This window comes from Capnocytophaga ochracea DSM 7271, assembly GCF_000023285.1.
Lineage (GTDB): Bacteria > Bacteroidota > Bacteroidia > Flavobacteriales > Flavobacteriaceae > Capnocytophaga > Capnocytophaga ochracea.
The window spans coordinates 1528847-1550059 of sequence record NC_013162.1 but is presented as its reverse complement, the minus strand read 5'-3'; the positions used below and the strand labels follow the sequence as shown (position 1 = coordinate 1550059).

At 41.0% G+C, this 21213-nt stretch carries 19 protein-coding genes; 8 read left to right on the top strand and 11 right to left on the bottom strand.

Going from position 1 to position 21213, the window contains the following annotated elements:
* Positions 1 to 4: 4 nt before the first annotated feature.
* From hemH to COCH_RS06660, 6 genes are all read left to right on the top strand, one after another.
* Complete coding sequence (gene hemH / locus COCH_RS06685; protein ID WP_015782480.1) at positions 5 to 1036, top strand: ferrochelatase; 1032 nt, start codon at positions 5 to 7, stop codon at positions 1034 to 1036.
* A gap of 85 nt (positions 1037 to 1121) precedes the next feature.
* On the top strand, positions 1122 to 1667 hold the full coding sequence (locus COCH_RS06680) for a CopD family protein (protein WP_015782479.1): 546 nt from the start codon (positions 1122 to 1124) through the stop codon (positions 1665 to 1667).
* Between the two features lie 175 nt (positions 1668 to 1842).
* Positions 1843 to 3552 (top strand): 1-deoxy-D-xylulose-5-phosphate synthase, encoded by a 1710-nt coding sequence (locus COCH_RS06675; RefSeq protein ID WP_015782478.1) that lies wholly within the window; start codon positions 1843 to 1845, stop codon positions 3550 to 3552.
* Positions 3553 to 4093: 541 nt separating this feature from the next.
* Positions 4094 to 5113, top strand: coding sequence for a DUF3078 domain-containing protein (locus COCH_RS06670; RefSeq protein ID WP_015782477.1), 1020 nt, complete (start codon positions 4094 to 4096; stop codon positions 5111 to 5113).
* Positions 5114 to 5116: 3 nt separating this feature from the next.
* A complete protein-coding gene (locus tag COCH_RS06665; RefSeq protein WP_015782476.1) occupies positions 5117 to 5710 on the top strand; it encodes a thymidine kinase in 594 nt (197 codons plus the stop codon).
* A 143-nt stretch (positions 5711 to 5853) separates the two neighbouring features.
* A complete protein-coding gene (locus tag COCH_RS06660) occupies positions 5854 to 7137 on the top strand; it encodes an MFS transporter (protein WP_015782475.1) in 1284 nt (427 codons plus the stop codon).
* A gap of 112 nt (positions 7138 to 7249) precedes the next feature.
* On the opposite strand, the gene COCH_RS06655 is transcribed toward COCH_RS06660, so the two are convergent.
* Together COCH_RS06655 and COCH_RS06650 are read right to left on the bottom strand one after the other, a co-directional pair.
* Positions 7250 to 8692, bottom strand: coding sequence for an arylsulfatase (locus tag COCH_RS06655; RefSeq protein WP_015782474.1), 1443 nt, complete (start codon positions 8690 to 8692; stop codon positions 7250 to 7252).
* 172 nt (positions 8693 to 8864) lie between these two features.
* Positions 8865 to 9041, bottom strand: coding sequence for a hypothetical protein (locus COCH_RS06650; RefSeq protein WP_015782473.1), 177 nt, complete (start codon positions 9039 to 9041; stop codon positions 8865 to 8867).
* A 488-nt stretch (positions 9042 to 9529) separates the two neighbouring features.
* Here COCH_RS06650 and COCH_RS06645 point away from each other — a divergent pair, with 488 nt between their 5' ends.
* Positions 9530 to 11821, top strand: coding sequence for an inorganic phosphate transporter (locus COCH_RS06645; protein ID WP_015782472.1), 2292 nt, complete (start codon positions 9530 to 9532; stop codon positions 11819 to 11821).
* Positions 11822 to 11888: 67 nt separating this feature from the next.
* Here the strand turns inward: COCH_RS06645 and COCH_RS06640 are convergent, their stop codons facing one another.
* Positions 11889 to 13079, bottom strand: coding sequence for a phosphoglycerate kinase (locus COCH_RS06640; protein ID WP_015782471.1), 1191 nt, complete (start codon positions 13077 to 13079; stop codon positions 11889 to 11891).
* A 187-nt stretch (positions 13080 to 13266) separates the two neighbouring features.
* On the opposite strand from COCH_RS06640, the gene miaB reads away from it, so the two are divergent.
* Positions 13267 to 14715 carry a tRNA (N6-isopentenyl adenosine(37)-C2)-methylthiotransferase MiaB gene (miaB, locus tag COCH_RS06635; protein ID WP_015782470.1) on the top strand — a complete coding sequence of 483 codons (1449 nt, stop codon included), beginning with the start codon at positions 13267 to 13269 and terminating at the stop codon, positions 14713 to 14715.
* Positions 14716 to 14789: 74 nt separating this feature from the next.
* On the opposite strand, the gene COCH_RS06630 is transcribed toward miaB, so the two are convergent.
* The 8 genes from COCH_RS06630 to COCH_RS06595 form a co-directional block, all read right to left on the bottom strand.
* Complete coding sequence (locus tag COCH_RS06630) at positions 14790 to 15293, bottom strand: metallophosphoesterase family protein (RefSeq protein ID WP_009417715.1); 504 nt, start codon at positions 15291 to 15293, stop codon at positions 14790 to 14792.
* On the bottom strand, positions 15290 to 16048 hold the full coding sequence (gene rnc / locus COCH_RS06625) for a ribonuclease III (RefSeq protein WP_015782469.1): 759 nt from the start codon (positions 16046 to 16048) through the stop codon (positions 15290 to 15292). Before rnc ends, COCH_RS06630 begins: the two co-directional genes overlap by 4 nt.
* A 7-nt stretch (positions 16049 to 16055) precedes the next feature.
* The gene (gene fabF / locus COCH_RS06620) at positions 16056 to 17303 is read right to left on the bottom strand and encodes a beta-ketoacyl-ACP synthase II (RefSeq protein WP_009417598.1); all 1248 of its coding nucleotides are present in this window, start codon (positions 17301 to 17303) and stop codon (positions 16056 to 16058) included.
* Between the two features lie 97 nt (positions 17304 to 17400).
* On the bottom strand, positions 17401 to 17637 hold the full coding sequence (locus COCH_RS06615) for an acyl carrier protein (protein ID WP_002675303.1): 237 nt from the start codon (positions 17635 to 17637) through the stop codon (positions 17401 to 17403).
* A gap of 176 nt (positions 17638 to 17813) precedes the next feature.
* A complete protein-coding gene (locus tag COCH_RS06610) occupies positions 17814 to 18902 on the bottom strand; it encodes a beta-ketoacyl synthase N-terminal-like domain-containing protein (RefSeq protein WP_015782468.1) in 1089 nt (362 codons plus the stop codon).
* 17 nt (positions 18903 to 18919) lie between these two features.
* On the bottom strand, positions 18920 to 19777 hold the full coding sequence (locus COCH_RS06605) for an NAD-dependent epimerase/dehydratase family protein (RefSeq protein WP_015782467.1): 858 nt from the start codon (positions 19775 to 19777) through the stop codon (positions 18920 to 18922).
* 100 nt (positions 19778 to 19877) lie between these two features.
* Positions 19878 to 20249, bottom strand: a complete 372-nt coding sequence (locus tag COCH_RS06600) for a ribosomal maturation YjgA family protein (RefSeq protein WP_009417662.1) — start codon at positions 20247 to 20249, stop codon at positions 19878 to 19880.
* Positions 20250 to 20272: 23 nt separating this feature from the next.
* Positions 20273 to 20932: a DUF2461 domain-containing protein gene (locus COCH_RS06595; RefSeq protein ID WP_015782466.1), complete on the bottom strand. Its 660-nt coding sequence runs from the start codon at positions 20930 to 20932 to the stop codon at positions 20273 to 20275.
* Between the last annotated feature and the right edge of the window lie 281 nt (positions 20933 to 21213).

The window sequence follows — 21213 nt, the reverse complement described above, 5'->3', positions numbered from 1 at the left end:
AAAAATGCCCAAAGGAGTATTACTCGTAAATTTAGGATCACCCGATTCCTTTGCAATAAAAGACGTCAAACGATATCTAAAAGAATTTTTAATGGACGAACGCGTCATCGACCTGCCTTACCTATTGCGCTATGCTTTGGTACACGGGGTTATTCTCAATACGCGTCCACCTAAAACCAGTAAAGCCTATCAAAAAATATGGTGGAGCGAAGGTTCTCCGCTCATTGTCATTAGTCGTTGGCTTACTGAAAAAGTACAGCGCAAAGTCTCTGTACCCGTAGTATTAGCAATGCGTTATGGCAACCCAAATATCGCCAATGCACTAAAAGAATTACACAGCAAAGGAGTTGATGAGGTACTCCTCATTCCTCTTTATCCTCAATACGCAATGGCTACTACCGAAACCATTGAAGTCCTCACCGAAAAACTCATCAAAGCCTCTTATCCTAATATGCGCCTCACCAAGTTTCCTGCTTTCTTCCATCGCCCCGAGTATATCGAGGCTTTAGCGCAGGTAGTACGCGCTCATTTAGGGACAGCCCCTTTCGACCATTTGCTCTTTTCTTATCACGGTGTACCCGAGCGTCATCTCTACAAAACCACACCTACCTCTGCACACAAACACATTGTAGAAGGTGTAACTTGTTGCGACCCTTACAGCGAAGAAGGAACACACTGCTACCGCAGTCATTGTTTTGAGACTACTCGCTTATTGGCAGAAAAGTTAGGATTAGAAAAAGGAAAATACTCACAAGCGTTTCAATCGCGTTTGGGGAAGGATAAGTGGATTACCCCTTTCACTTCCGATAAAATTATAGAACTTGCCCGAAATGGTGTAAAGAAATTAGCAGTCATCGCTCCTGCCTTTGTCGCCGATTGCGTAGAAACTCTCGAAGAAATAGAAATAGTAGGAGGTAAATCTTTCCGCAAAAATGGTGGTGAAAATTTTAAAATGATTCCCTGCCTCAACGACTCCGACCTATGGGTACAAGCTCTCTCCTCTTGGATTAATGAAGAGACAAGAGATGAAAGATAAGATTAAAACTTTTCGGACGACTTCTTTTTTTATTTTAGCTGATTAATTTCTATCTTTGTAATCTGAAACGCTTAAAATATTTCTAATGACCGATTACCTTATTGCTAAAAGCATACATATCATCTTTGTAGTGAGCTACTTCGCAGGGCTTTTCTATATGGTGCGACTATTTATCTATCACACCGAAGCCTTGGAAAAAGATGACCCCGAACGCTCAATTCTCCACAAACAATTCAGCTTTATGGAAGAGCGCTTGTGGAACATCATTACCGTGCCGGCGCTGGTGCTGATGACTCTTAGCGGACTCTATATGCTATACGACGATGGCGAGTGGACGCTTATTAAACAAGGATGGTTTCACGTCAAACTGCTATTCATCGCCTTTTTGTTTGTATATCATTACTATTCTTGGCGCATAATGAAACGACTCCAAGCGGGTCGCGCCTCTCTTACTTCGGTACAACTGCGAATGCTCAACGAAATAGCGACAATTATCCTCTTTGTAGTGGTTTTCGCCGTGATACTAAAAGGCTTATTCATCACCTATTGGTATTTTTCTTTAATAGCTTTTGTAGTAATGGGAGCTCTGATAATGTTAGTAGTGAAATTGGTAAATAAAGGAAAGAATTAGCAAATTTGAAAATTAACAAATTAGCCAATGAGTGCGTCGCAAACTTAGCCAAAGTTTCAAACACAAGCTACACTTCTTTTCTAATTGTTTGATTTGAATAGATTTGTTTGATTTCTAAGGCATAAACCTTATCCTTTTTAACTTTTTTGTTGAATTTATATAGCGTAAGCTTAATATGCAACAACTAAAAAATACTCTTATAACCTCTCTTCCTGCTCTGGCGCAACAAATCCGCAACCGCATTATAGAGGTTATTGCTACACGAGGTGGGCACTTAGGTGCAAGTCTCGGAGTGGTAGAGCTTACTATTGCGTTGCACTATGTGTTCGATACTCCTCAGGATATACTAGTATGGGACGTAGGGCACCAGAGTTATGCTCATAAAATCCTCACCGGTAGAAACGAGGATTTTACACATATACGCGAGCGAGGAGGTATCAGTGGTTTTCCTAAACGTGCAGAAAGTCAGTACGATGCTTTTGGTACGGGACACTCATCTACCTCTCTTTCTGCTGTCTTGGGTATGGCAATGGCATCAGCTTTGACAGGCGATAAAAAGCGACAACATATAGCCGTAATAGGCGATGCTTCTATTGTGAGTGGTATGGCTTTCGAGGCTCTGAACTATGCAGGCACCACCGATGCCAATATGCTCATTATACTGAACGACAATGCAATGGCTATCGACCCCACCGTAGGAGCGTTCTCTCATTACCTTGCCCAACTGAAAACCGAACACGCTACCCACAGTGCTTTTTTTAGTGCTTTGGGGATTACCTACAAAGGCGTAGTAGACGGGCACAACCTCCCCGCGCTTATCACGGCACTCAAAGCCGAAAAGCAAGCCCGTGGAGTGCGCCTCTTACACGTTGTCACCACCAAAGGTAAAGGATACCCCAAAGCCGAAGCCTCACAAGTATTCTTCCATTCCCCCTCACAATTCGATAAAATCACAGGCAACCCTCTGCCTGAAAACTCTGCTCTCCCTGCTAAATATCAAGACGTAGTAGGGCAAACCCTCACCGAACTCGCCCAGCAGAACCCCAAGATAGTTGTCATCACCCCTGCGATGAGTAGTGGTAGCGGACTCACAACTATGCAAAAGGCATTCCCCGATAGGGTAATGGACGTCGGTATTGCCGAACAACACGCGGTTACCTTTGCTGCCGGTTGGGCTACACAAGGTTTTATACCGTACTGTGTCGTATATTCCACATTTTTACAGCGCGCTTACGACCAGCTTATTCACGATGTAGCCCTCCAAAACCTGCCCGTAGTATTCTGTATAGACCGTGCAGGACTCGTAGGCGAAGACGGTGCCACTCATCACGGAGTGTTTGATATGGCTTTCTTGCGCCCTATTCCTAACCTCATTATCGCTTCACCCCGTAATGCTACCGAGTTGCGCAATTTGCTCTATACCGCTCAGCAATCGCTCGAGCACCCCATTGTCATTCGTTATCCTCGTGGTCGTTGTACACAAACCGATTGGCAACAACCTTTTCAACAGCTAATTATAGGCAAAGGCGAACAGCTAAAAGAAGGTAGCGAGATAGCCGTACTCACCATTGGCGCCATTGCCGAAAATGTACAACAACAGCTCACTCAAACTGCTGAACCCGAAAAATATGCCCATTACGATGCCCGTTTTCTCAAACCTTTGGACGAGGCGACGCTACATCATATCTTCCGTTCTTATAAAAAAGTAATCACAGTAGAAGAAGGAAGCACAGGCGGTTTAGGCAGCGCCGTAGCCGAATTTGCTACCCAACACGGTTATACTATACCTTTGAAAATCATCACCCTTCCTGATAGTTTTATTCCTCACGGCAAAGTAGAGACGCTCAAAGAAGAGTTTTTAAAAATTAGAGATTTAGCAGATTGACAAAATAAGCCAATATGTGAAAGAACAAAAACTGCTTTTTCTTCAACCTTTTCACGTTTTTAACACTTTTTCCTCAACAGTTTTAAAAGCCCTTTCTTCCTATTGATCTTCAACTAACTAACACCTTTCCTTCGTCTTAGGTTCGTCTTTCCTTCGTCTTAGGTTCGCTCTTCCTTCGGTTAAGCTTCGGTGAAGAGACAAGTATGATAAATCTTTTATTTAACTGAATAATAATATTTTAACTGTTTTTACAGTGTAAGATACTAAGTTGTATTTTTCTTTTTAATAATTGAAGAAAATACATACATTTAACAAACATTAAGATTTTTTCGACAATCTGTCAAGCTTCCAATTTGCTAATCTGATAATTACTTCTCATTCTATACCTCTCCCCTACTATTATATTTTCATTACGCTTTGTCTGTCAAGCATTCACCAGCTATATTCATTCCATTTTACATTTATTAGTTCATTTGCTAATTGCCAAATTAGCAAATTATCATTACCTTTGCACCCTGAAATATTTAGCACGATTCTCTGTATGAAAAAACTCATTGTTCTACTGTTTCTTACCTCCTTTACCGCTTTTGGGCAAGTGCGCAAAGCAAGAACGTACGAAGCCCCTGTAAAGTCCGATACGGTAAAGGTAATGAAAGATACCGAAGCGTTAAAGTTCACTTTCAACCGTTTTAAATTAGCACAACAAAAATGGTTCAAATTCAATCAAGTGAGCCTTAATATGAGCGAGGTAGCTTTTTCTAATTGGAGTGCAGGAGGAGAAAGTTCTATTTCGGGGATATTTAATGCCAAATTCCGTCGCCGTTATACCGAACGCACTTTCTTTTGGGACAACGAATTAGAAATCAACTACGGTATTAATGCTCAAAAAGGACGCGAAGTGCGCAAGACCGACGATAAACTCTCACTCATCTCATCGTTTGGCTATCGAGGCGACTCACAGTCGTTTTGGTATTACACGGCGCGCTATCAGTTTCTTTCACAAATCAGCAACGGGTACAACTATCCCGATGTAGAAAAACCTATCTCCAAATTCTTTGCCCCTGCTTATATCACCTTTGGTTTGGGTACTGAATATGCGCCTTCAAAGATAAAATTCAGTATTTTCCTTTCGCCTATCACGCTTAAAACTACTGCTGTACTCGACCAACGTTTAGCCGATGAAGGTGCTTTCGGGGTAGAAAGAGCCCAGCGTGCTCCTGACGGTACTATTCTGAAGAAAGGTAAGCGTACTCATAACGAACTGGGTTTTTCAGTGTCCGGTCGCTGGGACAAGAAAGTGATGGAGAATATGATACTCAATACTTCCTTCAACTTCTATGGCGATTACCTTAAAAACTTCGGAAATATAGATGTGGATTGGGAAACTAATCTCAACTTAAAGGTAAATAGTTACGTGCAAGCGCGTATAGGGGTGCATATCAAATACGACGACGATGTGAAGTTTTATTCCTACAAAGCACCTAATGGTGAAGTGTACAACTATGGCGCGCGCACTCAATTCAAGCAAGTATTAGGAGTAGGAGTACTATATACTTTTTAAGTGATGTTTTTAGAGAATACTGTAAATAACAACGAAAAGACAGGCTGGATAGAAGTAATATGCGGGTCGATGTTCTCAGGCAAAACCGAAGAACTGATTCGCCGATTACGTCGTGCCCAATTTGCAAAACAGAAGGTAGAGATTTTTAAACCCAGTTTCGACACGCGTTATGATGATACCAACATCGTATCGCACAACGCCAATGAAATTCCTTCTACACCCGTAGAAGCCGCCGCCAGCATTATGCTTCTTGCCGATGGTTGCGATGTGGTGGGTATAGACGAAGCACAGTTTTTCGACGACGAGATAGTACACGTGTGCAATGAGCTCGCCAATCGCGGGGTACGTGTAATCGTAGCAGGACTCGATATGGACTATAAAGGAAAGCCTTTCGGACCTATGCCCTTCTTGATGGCTACTGCCGAGTATGTTACTAAGGTACACGCTGTTTGTACGCGTACTGGCAACCTCGCTAATTATAGTTTTCGCAAAGTGTCTAACGACCAGCAACGCTTGTTAGGAGAAGCCGATAGCTATGAGCCTCTCAGTCGCGCTGCCTTCTATAAAGCAATGAATGCTAAGAAAACAAAAGAATAATAACTGCACTTAAAGTACTTAATTGATAAGTTATTTTGGTATATTTAGGGTATTTTCAAACTTGCTAATCTGTTAACTTGCCAATTTGTAATTATTTTGTACTTTTGTCTGATTTTTAAAATGAAGTAATATAAACAACCATTATGAAAAAGAAAAATCCTATTACTTGGGTGCCTACCACCTATTTCGCTATGGGGCTTCCCTTTGTGATGCTTTCATTAGTTTTTCCTATTATCTTCAAAGGATTAGGTATTCCTGACGACCAGAACGCTTTTTGGACTTCTTTACTCATCTTACCTTGGTCTTTAAAACCTATTATCAGTGTAATAATGGAGCTCTATGGTACTAAAAAACAATATATTGTCATTACCGAATTAGTATCAGCAGCTTTATTCGGTTGTATTGTCTTTTCGTTACCTCTGCCCAACTTTTTCACTGTGTGTTTAGCCTTATTAGGAGTGATTGCCCTTAGCGGTTCTACTCACGATATTGCAGGTGACGGAATGTATATGGAACAATTGGACACAGCTACCCAAAGTGTATATTCTGGCTGGCAAGGTGCTTTCTACAACTTAGCAAAAGTGCTTGCCAATGGTGGTCTTATCTTCTTAGCAGGTTGGCTCGTAAAAGCAAAAGGAATGAGTGTAATTGCTTCTTGGCAACTGATTCTTAGCATTTGTGCTACTATTTTAGGTCTCGTAGGTCTATATCACCTTTATGCTTTGCCAAAAGATACTAAACCTCAGCAAGCTGGTGATTTTAATGTAAAAATGAAAGAACTATGGGGTATTTTTGTAGCTTTCTTCCGAAAGAAATATATTTTTTATTATTTGTTTTTTATCTTCTTATACCGTTTTGCAGAAGGGTTAGCAATGAAGATAGCTCCTCTTTTCCTCATTGCTAAAACTGATAAAGGAGGCTTAGGGCTCATCGAACAAGAATATGGCTTAGTATACGGTACTGCGGGAGTTATTGCTTTTATTGTAGGCTCTATTTCAGCTGGCTATTTTGTCTCTCGTGTAGGGTTGCGCAAAGCTCTTTTCACTTTGGCGTGTGCTTTTAATATTCCATTTGTAGTGTATCTACTTTTTGCTTATTTCTTGCCCTCTCACTTGCCTACTATTGCTTTGGGAATTGTAGGTGAGTACTTTGGTTATGGCTTCGGTTTTGTAGGTCTTACCCTCTTTATGATGCAACAAATAGCTCCTGGTAAATACCAAATGGCTCACTATGCTTTCGCCAATAGCCTGATGAACTTAGGAGTGATGGTTCCTGGTATGATTAGTGGTTTCCTCAGTAAATATTTAGGATATCAACACTTCTTCTTATTGGTAATGATTTGCACTATTCCTGCACTATTAATCACTTGGAAAGTGCCTTTTACTTATGACTCCAAGCAGAATAAAATAGATGAAAAAGCTCATTAAACCTACTTCTTAGAGCATTTTTAAGATCTATAATACTCATACTTAAAAGCCTTTACCTAATCAGTATTTAGGTAAAGGCTTTTAAGTTATCATTCTTCCTCCTTAGTAAGTTTTATTTCTTTGCCTCCCAATCAAAAGGAAAGAGCTCTGAGCGCGTATGGCTTTGTTCCATAAATCGCTCTATTTTCTTCACTATCTTAGGATATTTCTCGGCGAGGTTGTGCTGTTCAGCAGGGTCAGTAGTAAGGTCGTACAACTCAATAGGAGCCTTTTTATCTTTATTCACGTTTAGGCGTACTCCTTTCCAGTTTTTATAACGCACTGCTTGTCTACCTCCCATTTCGTGAAACTCCCAATAAAGGTATTTATGCTGTTGCTGTTGTTTCTTCCCTAAAAGCGTAGGTAAAAACGACACCTGATGCCTATTGGGTACATACTTCTGATGCGTAATCTCAGCAAAGGTAGGCATCATATCCCAAAAAGCCCCTATGTGGTCGCTTACGCTACCTGCCTTTATCTTGCCTTTCCAATACACAATGTAAGGGGTACGTATACCGCCTTCGTACAAGTCGCGTTTAATACCTCTCAATCCTGCTGAGGAGTTGAAGAACTTAGGGTCAGCACCACCTTCGCGATGTGCCCCATTGTCGCTCGCAAAGATAATAATGGTATCCTCATCAAGCCCTTTAACTTTAAGGAGCTTGCGTATTTCTCCCAAATACTTGTCTAACCGACTCACCATAGCCGCATAAGTGGCATAAGTATGCGGTTGCGACATATAACCTGCCCAGCCAAAAGGTTTAGGAGTAATCTTGTCGTAATCTACCCCTTTATAAGGTTTCTTGGGAAGATATTCGTACGAAGCGTAAATACTGTCGTGAGGCACTACCAATTCGGCGTGTGGAAGTGTATAAGTAAGCCACATAAAGAAAGGCTTTTCAGCTGTTTGTTTGCCTATATAATCCAATATTTTTTCTTGTATGAGGTCTTCGCCATAAACCTCTTGGCGCTCATAATTTCCGTTTTCGGGAATGAGCACCTTTTCATTGTCGTGCCATAAGAAAGCAGGATAACGACGATGAGCGCGGAACTGCGAGTTATAACCAAAAAAAGTATCAAACCCTTGTTTTAGCGGATTCCCTTCGGAAGGAACGATACCTAAACCCCATTTACCAAAACAACCCGTATTATAGCCTGCTTTCTTAAAAAGTTGTGCTACCGATGGGTCGTTAGCAAGTAAAGGTGCTTGCCCATCTACTGGCTCACGCACTTCTTCATTACCGCGTATGTGCGTTTCACCCGTAGTTTGCCCTGTAATAAACGAAGCGCGAGAGGGCGCGCACACAGATGTACCTGTATAAAACTGAGTAAACTTCATTCCTTCATCAGCGAGTTTGCTGAGTTGGGGTGTTTTGATAATTTGCTGACCGTAAGGCTCTATATCGCCGTAACCTAAATCGTCAGCCAAAATAAAGATAACATTAGGAAGTTTTTCTTGCGCCTTGACTCCTATGGTGCATAAGGAAGCTAAAAGACTGAATAGTAAATATTTCATAATAGTTAATAATGAGTTATAAATGGTTAATCATTAATGGGACAAAGATACAAAACAATTTACAATTAGCAATAAAATAGACTATCAAACTCACATTAATCAACATTAGTCCGATATGATCATCACCACAACTCCCCTTGCGTCTCTATTGTCCCTCTCCTGCGAGTCTCTCTCAAACATCTGATAACTCCCCTTTGGTCGCTACAATTCCTTTTTTGAAGATAGCCAGCAATAGCTGGGTATGTGTACCGCGAGAGCAGAGTATGTGTAAAGGAGGAGGTTTGTCTCCTTTTCCAGCTTGTCCCCCTTCGGGGGTTCGGGGGCTTACCGAATAAATGACTCGCCACATTCCCCCTCATTGAGAGGGCTAGGGAGAGGTTTTTCCCCTACTGCCTATTGCCTAAGACCTCATACTTCCCCATTTACTAATTTTCTAATTTGCTAATTCTCTAATTATCTCTTCCCTTTTCCGTCACACTCCCTCCTAGTGCCTATGGCCTAAGGCCTAGTACCTATTCCTCTTTCTTTCGCCTCGAAACCCCTTTTTTACCATTTTTTACATCGCTGTATTATATTATGAATCAATTATTTATATACCCTTTCTATAACAATCGTCCAAGATTCGTATAAGCTTCCTATAAGCTCTCTATAAGCTAACCATACCCATTTTACCTCTCATCTTTTACCTTTTACCTGTATTACCTCTTCCGTTATCTTTTGATATCTTACGATACTCCAAAAAATCTAATTACTAACCCTCAATTAGTAAAACCTAACCCCCATTTTGCTAATTAAAAAATGTTTCGTACTTTTGCCCCATAAAACTGATATAGTGTTATGGAACAGGTGTACATCTTTATGCTGTTCGTGTTCTTGGTGCTCGCCGTTATCGATTTGGTGGTGGGTGTGAGTAACGATGCAGCTAACTTTCTTAACTCTGCCGTAGGCTCCAAAGTAGCCACCATTCGCACCATTATGATAGTCGCCAGCGTGGGGGTAGCCATTGGTGCCGTCTTTTCTAGCGGAATGATGGAAATCGCACGTAAAGGCATCTTTAACCCTCAGCTCTTCTATTTCGATGAGGTAATGGTTATCTTTATGTCGGTTATTCTTGCCGATATCCTCCTCTTCGACCTCTTCAACTCTATCGGTCTACCTACTTCCACAACCGTTTCTATCGTATTCGAACTCTTGGGCGCTGCGATGTGTGTCGCCACTATCAAAACGTTTATGAGTGACGAATCGCTTTTTAACGCTTTCAACTATATCAATACAAGCGAAGCAGGCAAAATTATCACCGGTATTTTCACCTCGGTAGCCATCGCCTTTACAGTCGGTACGATAGTACAATACTTAGCCCGATTAGTATTCTCATTTAAATATCAAGAAAATGTAAAATATGTAGGAGGCGTGTTCGGCGGGCTCTCGCTTACGGGGCTTTCCTACTTCATTATCTTTAAAGGTCTCAAAGACGTCGCTTTCATTCCTAAAGAAGCCATTGCGTGGATAGACACGAATATAGTGCCACTACTCATTGGCTGTTTTATTTTCTATTCGGTGCTCTCACAAGTGCTTATCCGTATGAAAGTAAATATTTTTAGGGTAATTATCCTCAGCGGTACTTTTGCTTTGGCAATGGCTTTTGCGGGTAACGACTTAGTGAACTTCATAGGGGTACCCGTAGCGGCTTATCAGTCGTATGATATATGGCATAATTCAGGAGTAGCTCACGACGGCTTGTTAATGGGTGCTTTAGCCGATGGGCAAATCTCTACTCCTACCGCATTGCTATTTTTCACCGGTTTTGTGATGATTCTCACTCTTTGGTTTTCCAAAAAAGCACGTCACGTGATTGATACAGGCGTCAATCTATCTCGTCAAAACGAAGGAGGTGAAGAGAAGTTTTCTTCTAACTTCTTATCGCGATTCTTGGTGCGTATTACAGTGATTTGTGCCAATGCCGTAAACTTCATAATGCCAAAGTCGATTAGCAACAAAATAGACCACCGTTTTGAAAAACCTGAACCTGACCCTAATGTAAAAGAAGAAGACCTTCCTGCTTTCGACCTTGTGCGTGCTGCTATTAACCTCGTGGTATCCAGTAGTTTGATTGCCATTGGTACTTCCTTTAAGCTCCCTCTTTCTACTACTTATGTAACCTTTATGGTGGCAATGGGTTCTTCCCTTGCCGATAGAGCTTGGGGGCGCGATAGTGCTGTATATCGCGTGGCAGGGGTACTGAACGTAATCGGCGGTTGGTTTTTAACAGCTATTGTTGCCTTTATCGGGGCATTTTTAGTAGCAGGCATATTGTATTACGGAAGCGTGATTGGGCTTATTGTGATGATAATGGTAGTAGGCTTTGTGCTCATTCGCAACGCAATTATCTACCGCAATAAACAGAAAGCCAAAGCACAAGGCAAACGCTTTGAGCGTGCCGACTTGGCTACCATTGGCGGTGTCATCAAAGAAAGCTCCAACTATGTATCCGAAACGATTTTCCGCATCGACCAGCTTTATAGCAAAGTGGTGAAGAATCTCGGTACTCAAGATTTAGGCAAACTCACCAAAAACAAAAAGAATGCTAAAAAACTCGAAAAAGAACTCGATGAGCTGAAAGGTAATGTGTACTACTTTATCAAATCGCTGAATGAAAGTTCTGTGGCGTCCAGCAAGTTTTATATCCTTATTTTGGACTGTTTGCAGGATATGGCACAATGTCTCACCGCTATCACACTCAATAGTTATGAACACGTAAACAACAATCACAAGAACCTCAAATTTAATCAGCTACGTGACTTAAAATACATTTCCGATAAGATGGAAGATGTGTTTAAGGCAGAAGCTGAAATATTCAAAGGTTCAGACTATAACAAGTTACACGTAATTTTCGAAGATTGTAAGGTGTTGAAAAACGAAGTGTCAAAGATGGTACAAAAACAAATCGACCGTATTCGCACTACCGAAACCAGTCATAAAACTACTAAATTATATTTTAGTATTTTATTAGAAACCAATGCGCTCATCCGTGCTAATAACAACTTGCTAATGCAGTTCGATGAATACCAAAAACAGCAAAATAAGAAGAAGAAAATGAACCTTATCACCCAAGTAACAGGGAAGAAATAATGAAGATATAAAAAAGAGGCAACTAAGTTAATTTTTAGTTACCTCTTTTTCTTTTTCTATATTTTAACTATTCGTTAATAGCTGCAATACCAGGAAGTACCAATCCTTCAAGGCTTTCAAGCATCGCTCCACCACCGGTAGAAACATAACTTACTTTATGCTCAAAACCAAATTGTTTTACAGCAGCTACTGAGTCGCCACCTCCTACGAGTGAGAAAGCACCTTTTTTAGTAGCTTCAGCCACGTAATCACCTACGGCAATGGTACCTTTAGCGAAGTTAGGCATTTCAAATACTCCGATAGGACCATTCCACAAAATAGTTTTTGATTTAAGCAATACCGATTTGATGTTTTCAAGAGTCTTAGGTCCTGCGTCCAATCCTTCCCAACCATCGGGAATAGCATTTACAGGTACTACTTGTGTTTTGGCGTTGTTATCAAAAGCGTCAGCAGCTACTACGTCTATAGGCAAGTGTACTTCTACTCCTTTAGCTTTGGCTTTGGCAAGGATATCAAGTGCAAGGTCAAGTTTATCGTCTTCGCAGATAGAACTACCTACTTTTCCGCCTTGTGCTTTGATGAAAGTATAAGCCATACCCCCACCTATGATAAGGTGGTTCACTTTATCTAAGATATTTTCGATAATAGTGATTTTAGAAGAAACCTTAGAACCACCAAGGATAGCAGTTACAGGTTTTTCGCCGGTTTTCATCACTTTTTCGATACTTTCAATTTCTTTAGCAAGAAGGTATCCAAAGCATTTCTGGTTAGGGAAGAATTTCGCTACAATAGTAGTCGAAGCGTGAGCGCGGTGAGCGGTACCAAAAGCATCGTTCACGTAAATATCTCCGAGTTTAGCAAGCTGTTTAGAGAATGCTTCATCTCCTTTTTCTTCTTCCTTATGAAAACGCAAGTTTTCAAGTAATACCACACTACCAGCAGGAGCAGCTGCTACCGCTTTTTCGGCTACTTCGCCTACGCAATCATCTACAAAAATCACTTTTTTACCTAATACTTTTTCCACTTCACTTACGATGTGACGCAAAGAATACTTATCGTTGCGTTCCCCTTTAGGGCGACCTAAGTGGCTCATAAGTACTGCAGTTCCTCCATCTTTGAGAATTTTTTCGATAGTAGGTTTCGCAGCCTCAATACGAGTGTTATCAGTTACTTTAAAATTTTCGTCCAATGGCACATTAAAGTCCACGCGAATAAGGGCTTTCTTGCCCGCAAAATTAAAATTGTCTATGGTTTTCATATATCTAAAACTACAATAATTTTATTCAAGCCTCAAAGGTACAACAAAAAAGTGATATACACAAAACTTTTTGACAATAATTTTATTTCACCAATTGCTCTTGATGGTAGAATTGGCGCACCGACAAATTGGCTAATTGCCAAATTATCTTTATCTTTGCGCCCTCAATTCAGAAACTCAAACCTCTATGGCTAAAGAAATAGACGAAAGTAAGCAAGGGCAAAGCCTTGTTTTACAAGCTGATAATAACAATTCCAAAAAACTATATATCGAGAGTTACGGTTGCCAAATGAACTTCTCCGACAGTGAAATTGTAGCTTCTATTCTCTCCAAAGCGGGATATAATACCACTGATACTGTTGATGAAGCCGATTTGGTACTTATCAACACCTGCTCAGTGCGCGAAAAGGCAGAACAGACCATTCGCAAGCGTTTGGAGCAATTCAATGTGTACAAACGTAAGAAACCCGCTATGAAAGTGGGCGTATTGGGCTGTATGGCCGAAAGGGTAAAACACGCCTTCCTCGAAGAAGAAAAAATAGTGGATATGGTGGTAGGTCCTGATGCTTATAAGGATTTACCTAACCTACTTGAAGAAGTGGAAGAAGGTCGTGAAGCGGTAAATGTGATTCTCTCTAAGGACGAAACCTATGCCGATATTGCACCTATTCGTCTCAATAGCAACGGTGTAACAGCTTTTGTATCGATTACGCGCGGTTGTGACAATATGTGTACTTTCTGCATTGTACCTTTCACTCGCGGACGTGAACGCAGTCGTGACCCTTATTCTATCCTCAACGAAATCGCCGACCTCCAAGCGCGTGGTTTCAAAGAGGTTACCCTACTGGGGCAGAATGTGGATAGTTACCTTTGGTATGGAGGCGGGCTCAAAAAGGATTTCAGCAAAGCAAGTGAGATGCAACAAGCCACCGCTATCAACTTCGCTAAACTCCTCGATATGGTGGCAATAGCTCAGCCTGAAATGCGTATCCGCTTTTCTACTTCCAATCCGCAGGATATGACCCTTGATGTGATTGATACGATGGCAAAACACCCTAACATCTGCAAGTATATCCACCTGCCCGTACAGAGCGGTAGCAATCGCATCTTGAAAGCAATGAACCGCCTCCATACTCGCGAAGAATATTTTGCGCTGATAGACAGCATACGCGAACGCATTCCTGAGTGTGCTATTTCGCAGGATATGATTGCTGGTTTCCCCACCGAAACTGAAGAAGACCACCAAGATACGCTTTCGCTAATGGAATATGTAAAGTATGATTTTGGGTTTATGTTTGCTTATTCGGAGCGTCCTGGTACATTAGCAGCACGCAAAATAGAAGATGATGTACCCGAAGAAGTAAAGAAACGCCGTCTTGCTGAGATTATCGACCTGCAACAAAAACACAGCTTGTACCGCACTCAAGCACAAATAGGCAAAACGGTAGAAGTGCTCATAGAGGGAAACTCTAAAAAATCGGATAAAGAGTGGATGGGACGCAATAGTCAGAATACCGTAGTTGTATTCCCCAAAGAAGATTATAAAATAGGCGATTTTGTAATGGTAAAAATTACAGATTGTACTTCTACTACCCTAATAGGGAAAGCAGTGAAAATTAGTAATGAAAGACAATAGAGAAAACAAAATAGGCTGTCCGGTTAAGGGACAGCCTATTTTGTATTACTTTTAGTTGTGATAATATTAGCAACTTAATTACCTGTCGTGCTACGAGCTAACTCTATAATCTCTAAATTCTTAATCTCTCCTGCTTCTATCTCAAAACGAAGCATCGTACGCACGGTTTGCCAGCCATAGAGACCAGCAGCTCCTGGGTTGAGGTGTAACAACTGAAACTGTTTATCGTATTGCACTTTTAGAATATGTGAATGCCCCGAAATGAAGAGTTTAGGAGGGCAAGTTAGGATTTCTTGTTTTGCCAACGGACTGTATTTATTAGGGTAACCGCCTATGTGTATCATCAGTACCTCCACGCCCTCACAAGCAAACCGATTTACTTCAGGGAACTGCTGCCGTATCTCTATGCCATCGATATTACCATAAACCCCACGCAAAGGTTTTACGGCTTGCAACGCCTCTATCACTGCCAAGTTACCGAAATCGCCACAATGCCACACTTCGTCTGCCTCGCTGGCGTAGTGCAATATACGATCGTCTATATACGAATGGGTATCGGAGAGAAGAAGGATTTTCATTGTACATCTAATTTATGATGTTGTTTACCCTGAATCTTATAGCAAGCGCGTTTGGCAGCAATCTCTTCAGCCTTTTTCTTAGACGTAGAACGCGCCCGAGTTACCGAAAAGCCTTGTACGTGCACTTTAGCAACGAAAAACTTAGTCTCAGAGCAATCTTCTATATCTTCTTCAGCCTCAAAAGCAAAGTCTAACTTATGTTTCTGACACCATTCTATCAGCAAACTCTTATGGCTAATAACCTTTCCTTCTAAATTCTTGATGTTGATATACGGCAAAATGAGCTCACGCTCAATGAACTTAAAACAAGCCTTATAACCTCTGTCTAAATAAATTGCTCCTATAAGTGCCTCGAAGAGGTTACCAGTGATATTATTACCTAATTGTCTCGGAGTAAGTTTAGTGCGCAAGAAGTCCAAGAGCCTCATATCCTTACCGAGCTGGTTAAGATTGCGACGTTCTACAATTTTAGAGCGCATTTTGGTAAGATAGCCTTCATCTTGTTCAGGAGCATTGGTGAAAATATAGTCGGCTATCACAGCGCCAAGAATCGCATCACCCAGAAATTCAAGGCGCTCATAGCTCTTACGCGTCGCTTTTTGGAATTGGTAAGAAGGATGTGTAAAAGCCTCACTGTAATACGATAAGTTTTTAGGAGGGAATCCTAAAAGCTCTTTGATTTTAGTATAAAAAATCCCGTCTTTCTTCTTAGGAATAAGACGGGGAAAAATTAATATTTTCTTTAAGCTGAACACTTATAGTTTATATCTTTTTGAATAATAAGCACGCATTGTGTCCACCAAAACCAAAGGTGTTGCTCATTGCTACTTTCACGTCGCGATGTTGCGCTTTGTTGAAGGTGAAGTTCAGGCGTTGATCTATTTTTTCATCGGGATGTTCAAAGTTGATGGTAGGAGGAACGATGCTGTGTTTGATAGCGAGGATAGACGCTACTGCTTCTATTGCTCCCGCAGCTCCTAGCAAGTGCCCCGTCATCGACTTGGTAGAGTTAATATTGATATCGTAAGCGTGCTCACCAAATACATCTAATACTGCCTTAGATTCAGCGATGTCTCCTAATGGAGTAGAGGTACCGTGCATATTGATAGCATCTACTTCGTTCACTGATACTCCTGCGTCTTTAAGACAGTTAATCATCACGTTTTTAGCACCAAGCCCTTCAGGGTGAGGTGCCGTCATATGGTAAGCATCAGCAGAGAGACCTCCTCCTGCTAATTCGCAGTAGATAGTAGCTCCACGAGCCACTGCGTGATTGTACTCCTCAAGCACTACCGCTCCTGCTCCTTCGCCTAATACAAAACCATCGCGATTGGCATCAAACGGACGAGAAGCTTTGGCAGGGTCTTCATTGAAAGTAGAAAGAGCGTGCAAGGCGTTGAAACCACCGATTCCAGCAATAGTAACCGCTGCTTCCGAGCCACCTGATACCATCATATCAGCATAGCCAAAACGAATGTAGTTTAGCGCATCTATCATAGCATTAGCTGCAGAGGCACACGCTGAGACTGTAGTGAAGTTAGGACCCCTAAAACCATAGCGTATAGAAATCACACCTGCTGCGATATCAGCTATCATTTTAGGTATAAAGAATGGATTAAAGCGTGGCGTACCATCGCCTTCGTTGAAGTTGATTACCTCATTTTGGAAAGTTTCTAACCCCCCAATACCTGAGCCCCAAATTACCCCTATGCGGTCTTTATCAAGCGTATCCATATCAAGATGAGCGTCTTTTACGGCTTCATCAGCAACCACTAAGGCATATTGAGCAAATTTATCGAGCTTACGTGCTTCTTTTTTGTCTATAAAATCCTCGACATTAAAGTTCTTTACTTCGCAAGCAAACTTTGTCTTAAACTTTGAAGCATCGAAATGGGTAATAGGCGCAGCACCGCTCTTGCCGGCTACGAGTCCTTCCCAAAACTCTTGGGCGGTATTACCTATAGGGGTAAGAGCCCCTATACCTGTAACTACAACACGTCTTTTCTCCATATTAGTTTCAACTTTTTAGCATTTAGGTTTAGAGCAAAAAGCATTAAGCAGTAAGCTACCAAGTATATACGTTGATAGCCTACTGCCTATGAGCCAATTATTGTTTAGCGTCTTCAATATATTTGATTGCTTGACCTACAGTTGCAATGTTTTCAGCTTGGTCATCTGGAATTTGAATATCAAATTCTTTTTCAAACTCCATAATCAATTCAACAGTGTCTAATGAATCAGCTCCTAAGTCGTTAGTGAAGCTCGCTTCTGCGGTTACTTCATTTTCGTCTACGCCTAATTTATCAACGATAATGGCTTTAACTCTTGATGCAATGTCTGACATAATTTTCTTTTTTTTATAATTTGATAATAATTACTGCCGGCAAAAGTAACACTTTTTTTTTGAAACACAATCTTTTTCGTACAAATATTCTTCTTTTTTACTTTTAAAAAGTACAAACCTACTTATTATCATAGATTTATCATTTTATAAATATACTACTTTTTACTTTGCTTTTTTCACTTTTTCACTATCACACTTATTCCATTTCCGCCAAATCCTACCGCATTAATTAATATATGTTCGAATTTATCGGGTACAGATTCCGGGTAACTAAGGTAAGGCACTCTTTCAAAACGGTTATTCTGTAACATTCGTATTGCCATTGCGAGGTTGAGCGCTCCACTCGCCCCATAGGTATGTCCGTGTTGCCATTTATTATTGGTGAGTAGAGGCTTTTCTTCGCCAAATACAGCTTCTATAGCGTTGAGTTCAGCTTGGTCACCTTTGATAGTACCGGTACAATGGGTTACAATCGCATCTATCTTAGGGTTCCCAGCGCTTGTCAAAGCACGACGCATAGCATCTTGCAAGCACTGTCCGTTTTTAGAGAGCGATACACTATGAGTTAGCTTTTCAGTAGCAAAACCTATACCTACGATATAAGCTAAGGCGTTAGGTCGTTCTCCTTTTTCTAAACAGAAACAACCTGCCCCCTCCCCTAACACCATAGTACTTTGTTTTTTGCTCATATCCATTGCCCTGCAAGGATAAGGCAAAGGCAGACTACTGTATATTTTCAGAGCTTTCACTTGTGCAATAGTAAAAGGGGTAAGAGGTGCCTCGCTACCACCTACCAAGAAGCGGTCTTCCATACCACTTTCCAGCCACGCAATGGCATTGGCGACACCGTGTAAAGCGGTAGAACAAGTAATAGAATGTGAGAGCTCAAAACCCTCATTGCTCAAATCCTGCGCTACCCAAGTGCTGATATTGCCTAAAGTAGTAGTAGGCGAAGCTAAGGTTTGGCAACTGCCTTCTTTCAGAAAATGACTAAAATGCTCTTCAAACAACATTGTTGCTCCTCGCGACGACCCTATATTGATGCCAAAACGGACTCCTTGCCAGCCTGCTTGTGTAACCGCTCTTCGTGCGGTATGTAAGGCATAAAGAACAGTGGGGTCTAAGGGCTCATAAGCAGAATTAGAAGCTCTGAGTTGTTCTATAAGTTTTTGGTCACGGTCAGAAAGTCGCCCTTGTGGAATATTATTGTGAAGGGAGAGCGCCTCAGCTGCGAGGGTACTCGCCTCTGTAATAGCTATTTTCATTTCCCGCTTGCTAATTATTAATTATCAATTGACAATAGTTCAATATATTCTTTAATATGCTTCTTCGCTTGCCAGCCCAAAGCTTCTGTTTTTTGGGTAATAACTTCAGCAGTCATACGGTTACCTTTGCGCTCCGGTAGCATTTGTATCTCGCCCCCAAAGAGCTGAGCAATTTCTAAAACTGTATAAGTCTCCGGACTGCCGATACCATAACCGTCGCCTTTACCTTTTTCACCTACCAAGAGTAAGCCCGCTACTATATCATCTATATGCGTAAAATTGCGCTGTTGAGTACCTGGGGCTACTACTGTTAGGGGCTCACCTTTCTTCTTCTTCTCTATAAAGAGTGCTATAAGTGTCGCATATTTTCCCGTGCCAACTTCTCCTTTGCCATAAACATTGTAGAAATACACAATAGCATAGTTGAGCCCATACCATATACCGTAGTTCTTGATAAGCTCTGTATTCGACGATTTGCTCCAAGCATACGGACTTTGGTCTTTCCCTAAACCGCCGTCACCAAACTTGGTGCTACTCCCCGCATACACAAGTTTAGACCCGTGTTTTCTGCAGAACTCTAATACTTTCAGCGTACCTATTTTGTTAAATAACAATACCTTGTCGATATCCTCAAAACTCTGTTCCACCCGTGAGTATTCACCTAAGTGATAAATAATATCAGGTGAAAAACTGATAAGCTCGAAGATATGTTCGGTACTTCCTTCGATATATTGCACCCCTTCCACGTGATTTTCACGCTTACCGGTAAAATAATTGTCTAACGAATAGACCTCGTTGTTAGGGTCTTTGGCAAGGGCTTCACAAAGATTAGAACCTACAAAGCCTGCCCCCCCCGTTACTAATATTTTCTTCATTTATCTTAATAATACAACCTTAGTTCAATATAATATTATCCCGATTTTACAATTGCTTTGCGTTACATTATATAGGGGCAAATAACCATTCACCCTCATTTTATTTATTCTTACTTGTGAATTGCAAAATAAGACAACCAATGGCGTAGCACACCACATCTGCCCACGAAAAGTGATTGCCTAAGAGGATATACCCCAAGCTCCCTCTCGTGAAGCCCAAATAAGTAGCCACACCCAAGTACTGCATCACTTCTACGGCTACCGCAAAGGCAAATATACCCCAGATGAGTTTATCTTTGTGCTTCACTTTCACGAACGAAAGCACTAAGTAGTACAACAATATCACCACCAGTACATCGCCTATATAACCTCTGATAAATCCCATACTGCTAAACACTGTCGCAATAAGCAGTTCTGCCCCCAACAGTGCCAACGCCCATATAAAGTACTTTTTGTTGAATGTTAATTTCATTATTCCCCCTTACCTTTTATCTTTTACCCAAAAAGCGCTTCTCCATTCAAATCCGTCGTCAAAGCTTCTGTCATAAAGTCTAAAAACGGACGCATTGCCAAAAGTCCCTGCACTACTTTCTTATCAAAGTCCTTCGCTGTGGCTTCTTGTCGTGTATAGTCGTGTTTTAAGAGAAACTGCTTTTTGCGCAAATAGGCAATCATCGGGTCGTCTTTCTTAAAACCTTTGGGGGCAGTCTTCACCTCGTCACCCCATAGTTTCCCGTCAAACTCTTTCTTTATCCCCTCACTATTCATCACCTTTTGGAAATCCTCAGCATTGAGAGAAATTTCCTGACGCATACGCAATAAATCTTCTTTGTTAGGGTCGAAAAAACCTCCCCCTATAAACGTCTCTTGCGGACTAATATGCACGTAATACCCACCGCGGTAGTGCGGTTGTTTGCGTTGTATATAGCAACCGAAGTGCGTCTTGTAAGGTGTTTTGTCTTTAGAAAAGCGCAAATCGCGATAGATGCGGTATATTTTCAGTGGCGCAAGGGTGTCGTGCTCAGCAAGCCCAGTATAAATATAATTGAAAAGCAATGTAGCTTCTAATTTAGCACATTCATAAGCCTCCTTATGAGCATCGAACCACTCTTTATTATTGTTTTTAGCGAGGTCTGTAAGAAAAGAAAAAATCATAATACTAATTACAAATGACAAATAACCAATAAGGATATCTTTGTTGTTAGAAGTGCAAAGATAGTAAATAATTGTAAATAGAAGACAATTAAATAACGATTTTTTAGTTTAGAGATTTTTACTAAAATTAAGAAATCATATAGTTTTCCCTTAAAAATTTTAAACTTATAAAATTATGAAATTCAATGTTTTATATAGCCTTTGTATACCTATCTTCCAAGATTCGTTCAAGCTTCCTATAAGCTTTCTATAAGCTAAGCATATCTACCCCTATATATAAA

What these genes read in the sequence shown, in the direction of transcription:
- COCH_RS06605 (WP_015782467.1), bottom strand. Translation starts at nt 19,777, where the DNA reads ATGAAGAAAATATTAGTAACGGGGGGGGCAGGCTTTGTAGGTTCTAAT.
- COCH_RS06595 (WP_015782466.1), bottom strand. Translation starts at nt 20,932, where the DNA reads ATGATTTTTTCTTTTCTTACAGACCTCGCTAAAAACAATAATAAAGAG.
- COCH_RS06665 (WP_015782476.1), top strand. Translation starts at nt 5,117, where the DNA reads ATGTTTTTAGAGAATACTGTAAATAACAACGAAAAGACAGGCTGGATA.
- hemH (WP_015782480.1), top strand. Translation starts at nt 5, where the DNA reads ATGCCCAAAGGAGTATTACTCGTAAATTTAGGATCACCCGATTCCTTT.
- COCH_RS06615 (WP_002675303.1), bottom strand. Translation starts at nt 17,637, where the DNA reads ATGTCAGACATTGCATCAAGAGTTAAAGCCATTATCGTTGATAAATTA.
- COCH_RS06630 (WP_009417715.1), bottom strand. Translation starts at nt 15,293, where the DNA reads ATGAAAATCCTTCTTCTCTCCGATACCCATTCGTATATAGACGATCGT.
- COCH_RS06660 (WP_015782475.1), top strand. Translation starts at nt 5,854, where the DNA reads ATGAAAAAGAAAAATCCTATTACTTGGGTGCCTACCACCTATTTCGCT.
- COCH_RS06680 (WP_015782479.1), top strand. Translation starts at nt 1,122, where the DNA reads ATGACCGATTACCTTATTGCTAAAAGCATACATATCATCTTTGTAGTG.
- COCH_RS06600 (WP_009417662.1), bottom strand. Translation starts at nt 20,249, where the DNA reads ATGAAATTAACATTCAACAAAAAGTACTTTATATGGGCGTTGGCACTG.
- COCH_RS06655 (WP_015782474.1), bottom strand. Translation starts at nt 8,692, where the DNA reads ATGAAATATTTACTATTCAGTCTTTTAGCTTCCTTATGCACCATAGGA.
- COCH_RS06670 (WP_015782477.1), top strand. Translation starts at nt 4,094, where the DNA reads ATGAAAAAACTCATTGTTCTACTGTTTCTTACCTCCTTTACCGCTTTT.
- COCH_RS06640 (WP_015782471.1), bottom strand. Translation starts at nt 13,079, where the DNA reads ATGAAAACCATAGACAATTTTAATTTTGCGGGCAAGAAAGCCCTTATT.
- COCH_RS06610 (WP_015782468.1), bottom strand. Translation starts at nt 18,902, where the DNA reads ATGAAAATAGCTATTACAGAGGCGAGTACCCTCGCAGCTGAGGCGCTC.
- COCH_RS06645 (WP_015782472.1), top strand. Translation starts at nt 9,530, where the DNA reads ATGGAACAGGTGTACATCTTTATGCTGTTCGTGTTCTTGGTGCTCGCC.
- fabF (WP_009417598.1), bottom strand. Translation starts at nt 17,303, where the DNA reads ATGGAGAAAAGACGTGTTGTAGTTACAGGTATAGGGGCTCTTACCCCT.
- COCH_RS06675 (WP_015782478.1), top strand. Translation starts at nt 1,843, where the DNA reads ATGCAACAACTAAAAAATACTCTTATAACCTCTCTTCCTGCTCTGGCG.
- miaB (WP_015782470.1), top strand. Translation starts at nt 13,267, where the DNA reads ATGGCTAAAGAAATAGACGAAAGTAAGCAAGGGCAAAGCCTTGTTTTA.
- COCH_RS06650 (WP_015782473.1), bottom strand. Translation starts at nt 9,041, where the DNA reads ATGTGGCGAGTCATTTATTCGGTAAGCCCCCGAACCCCCGAAGGGGGA.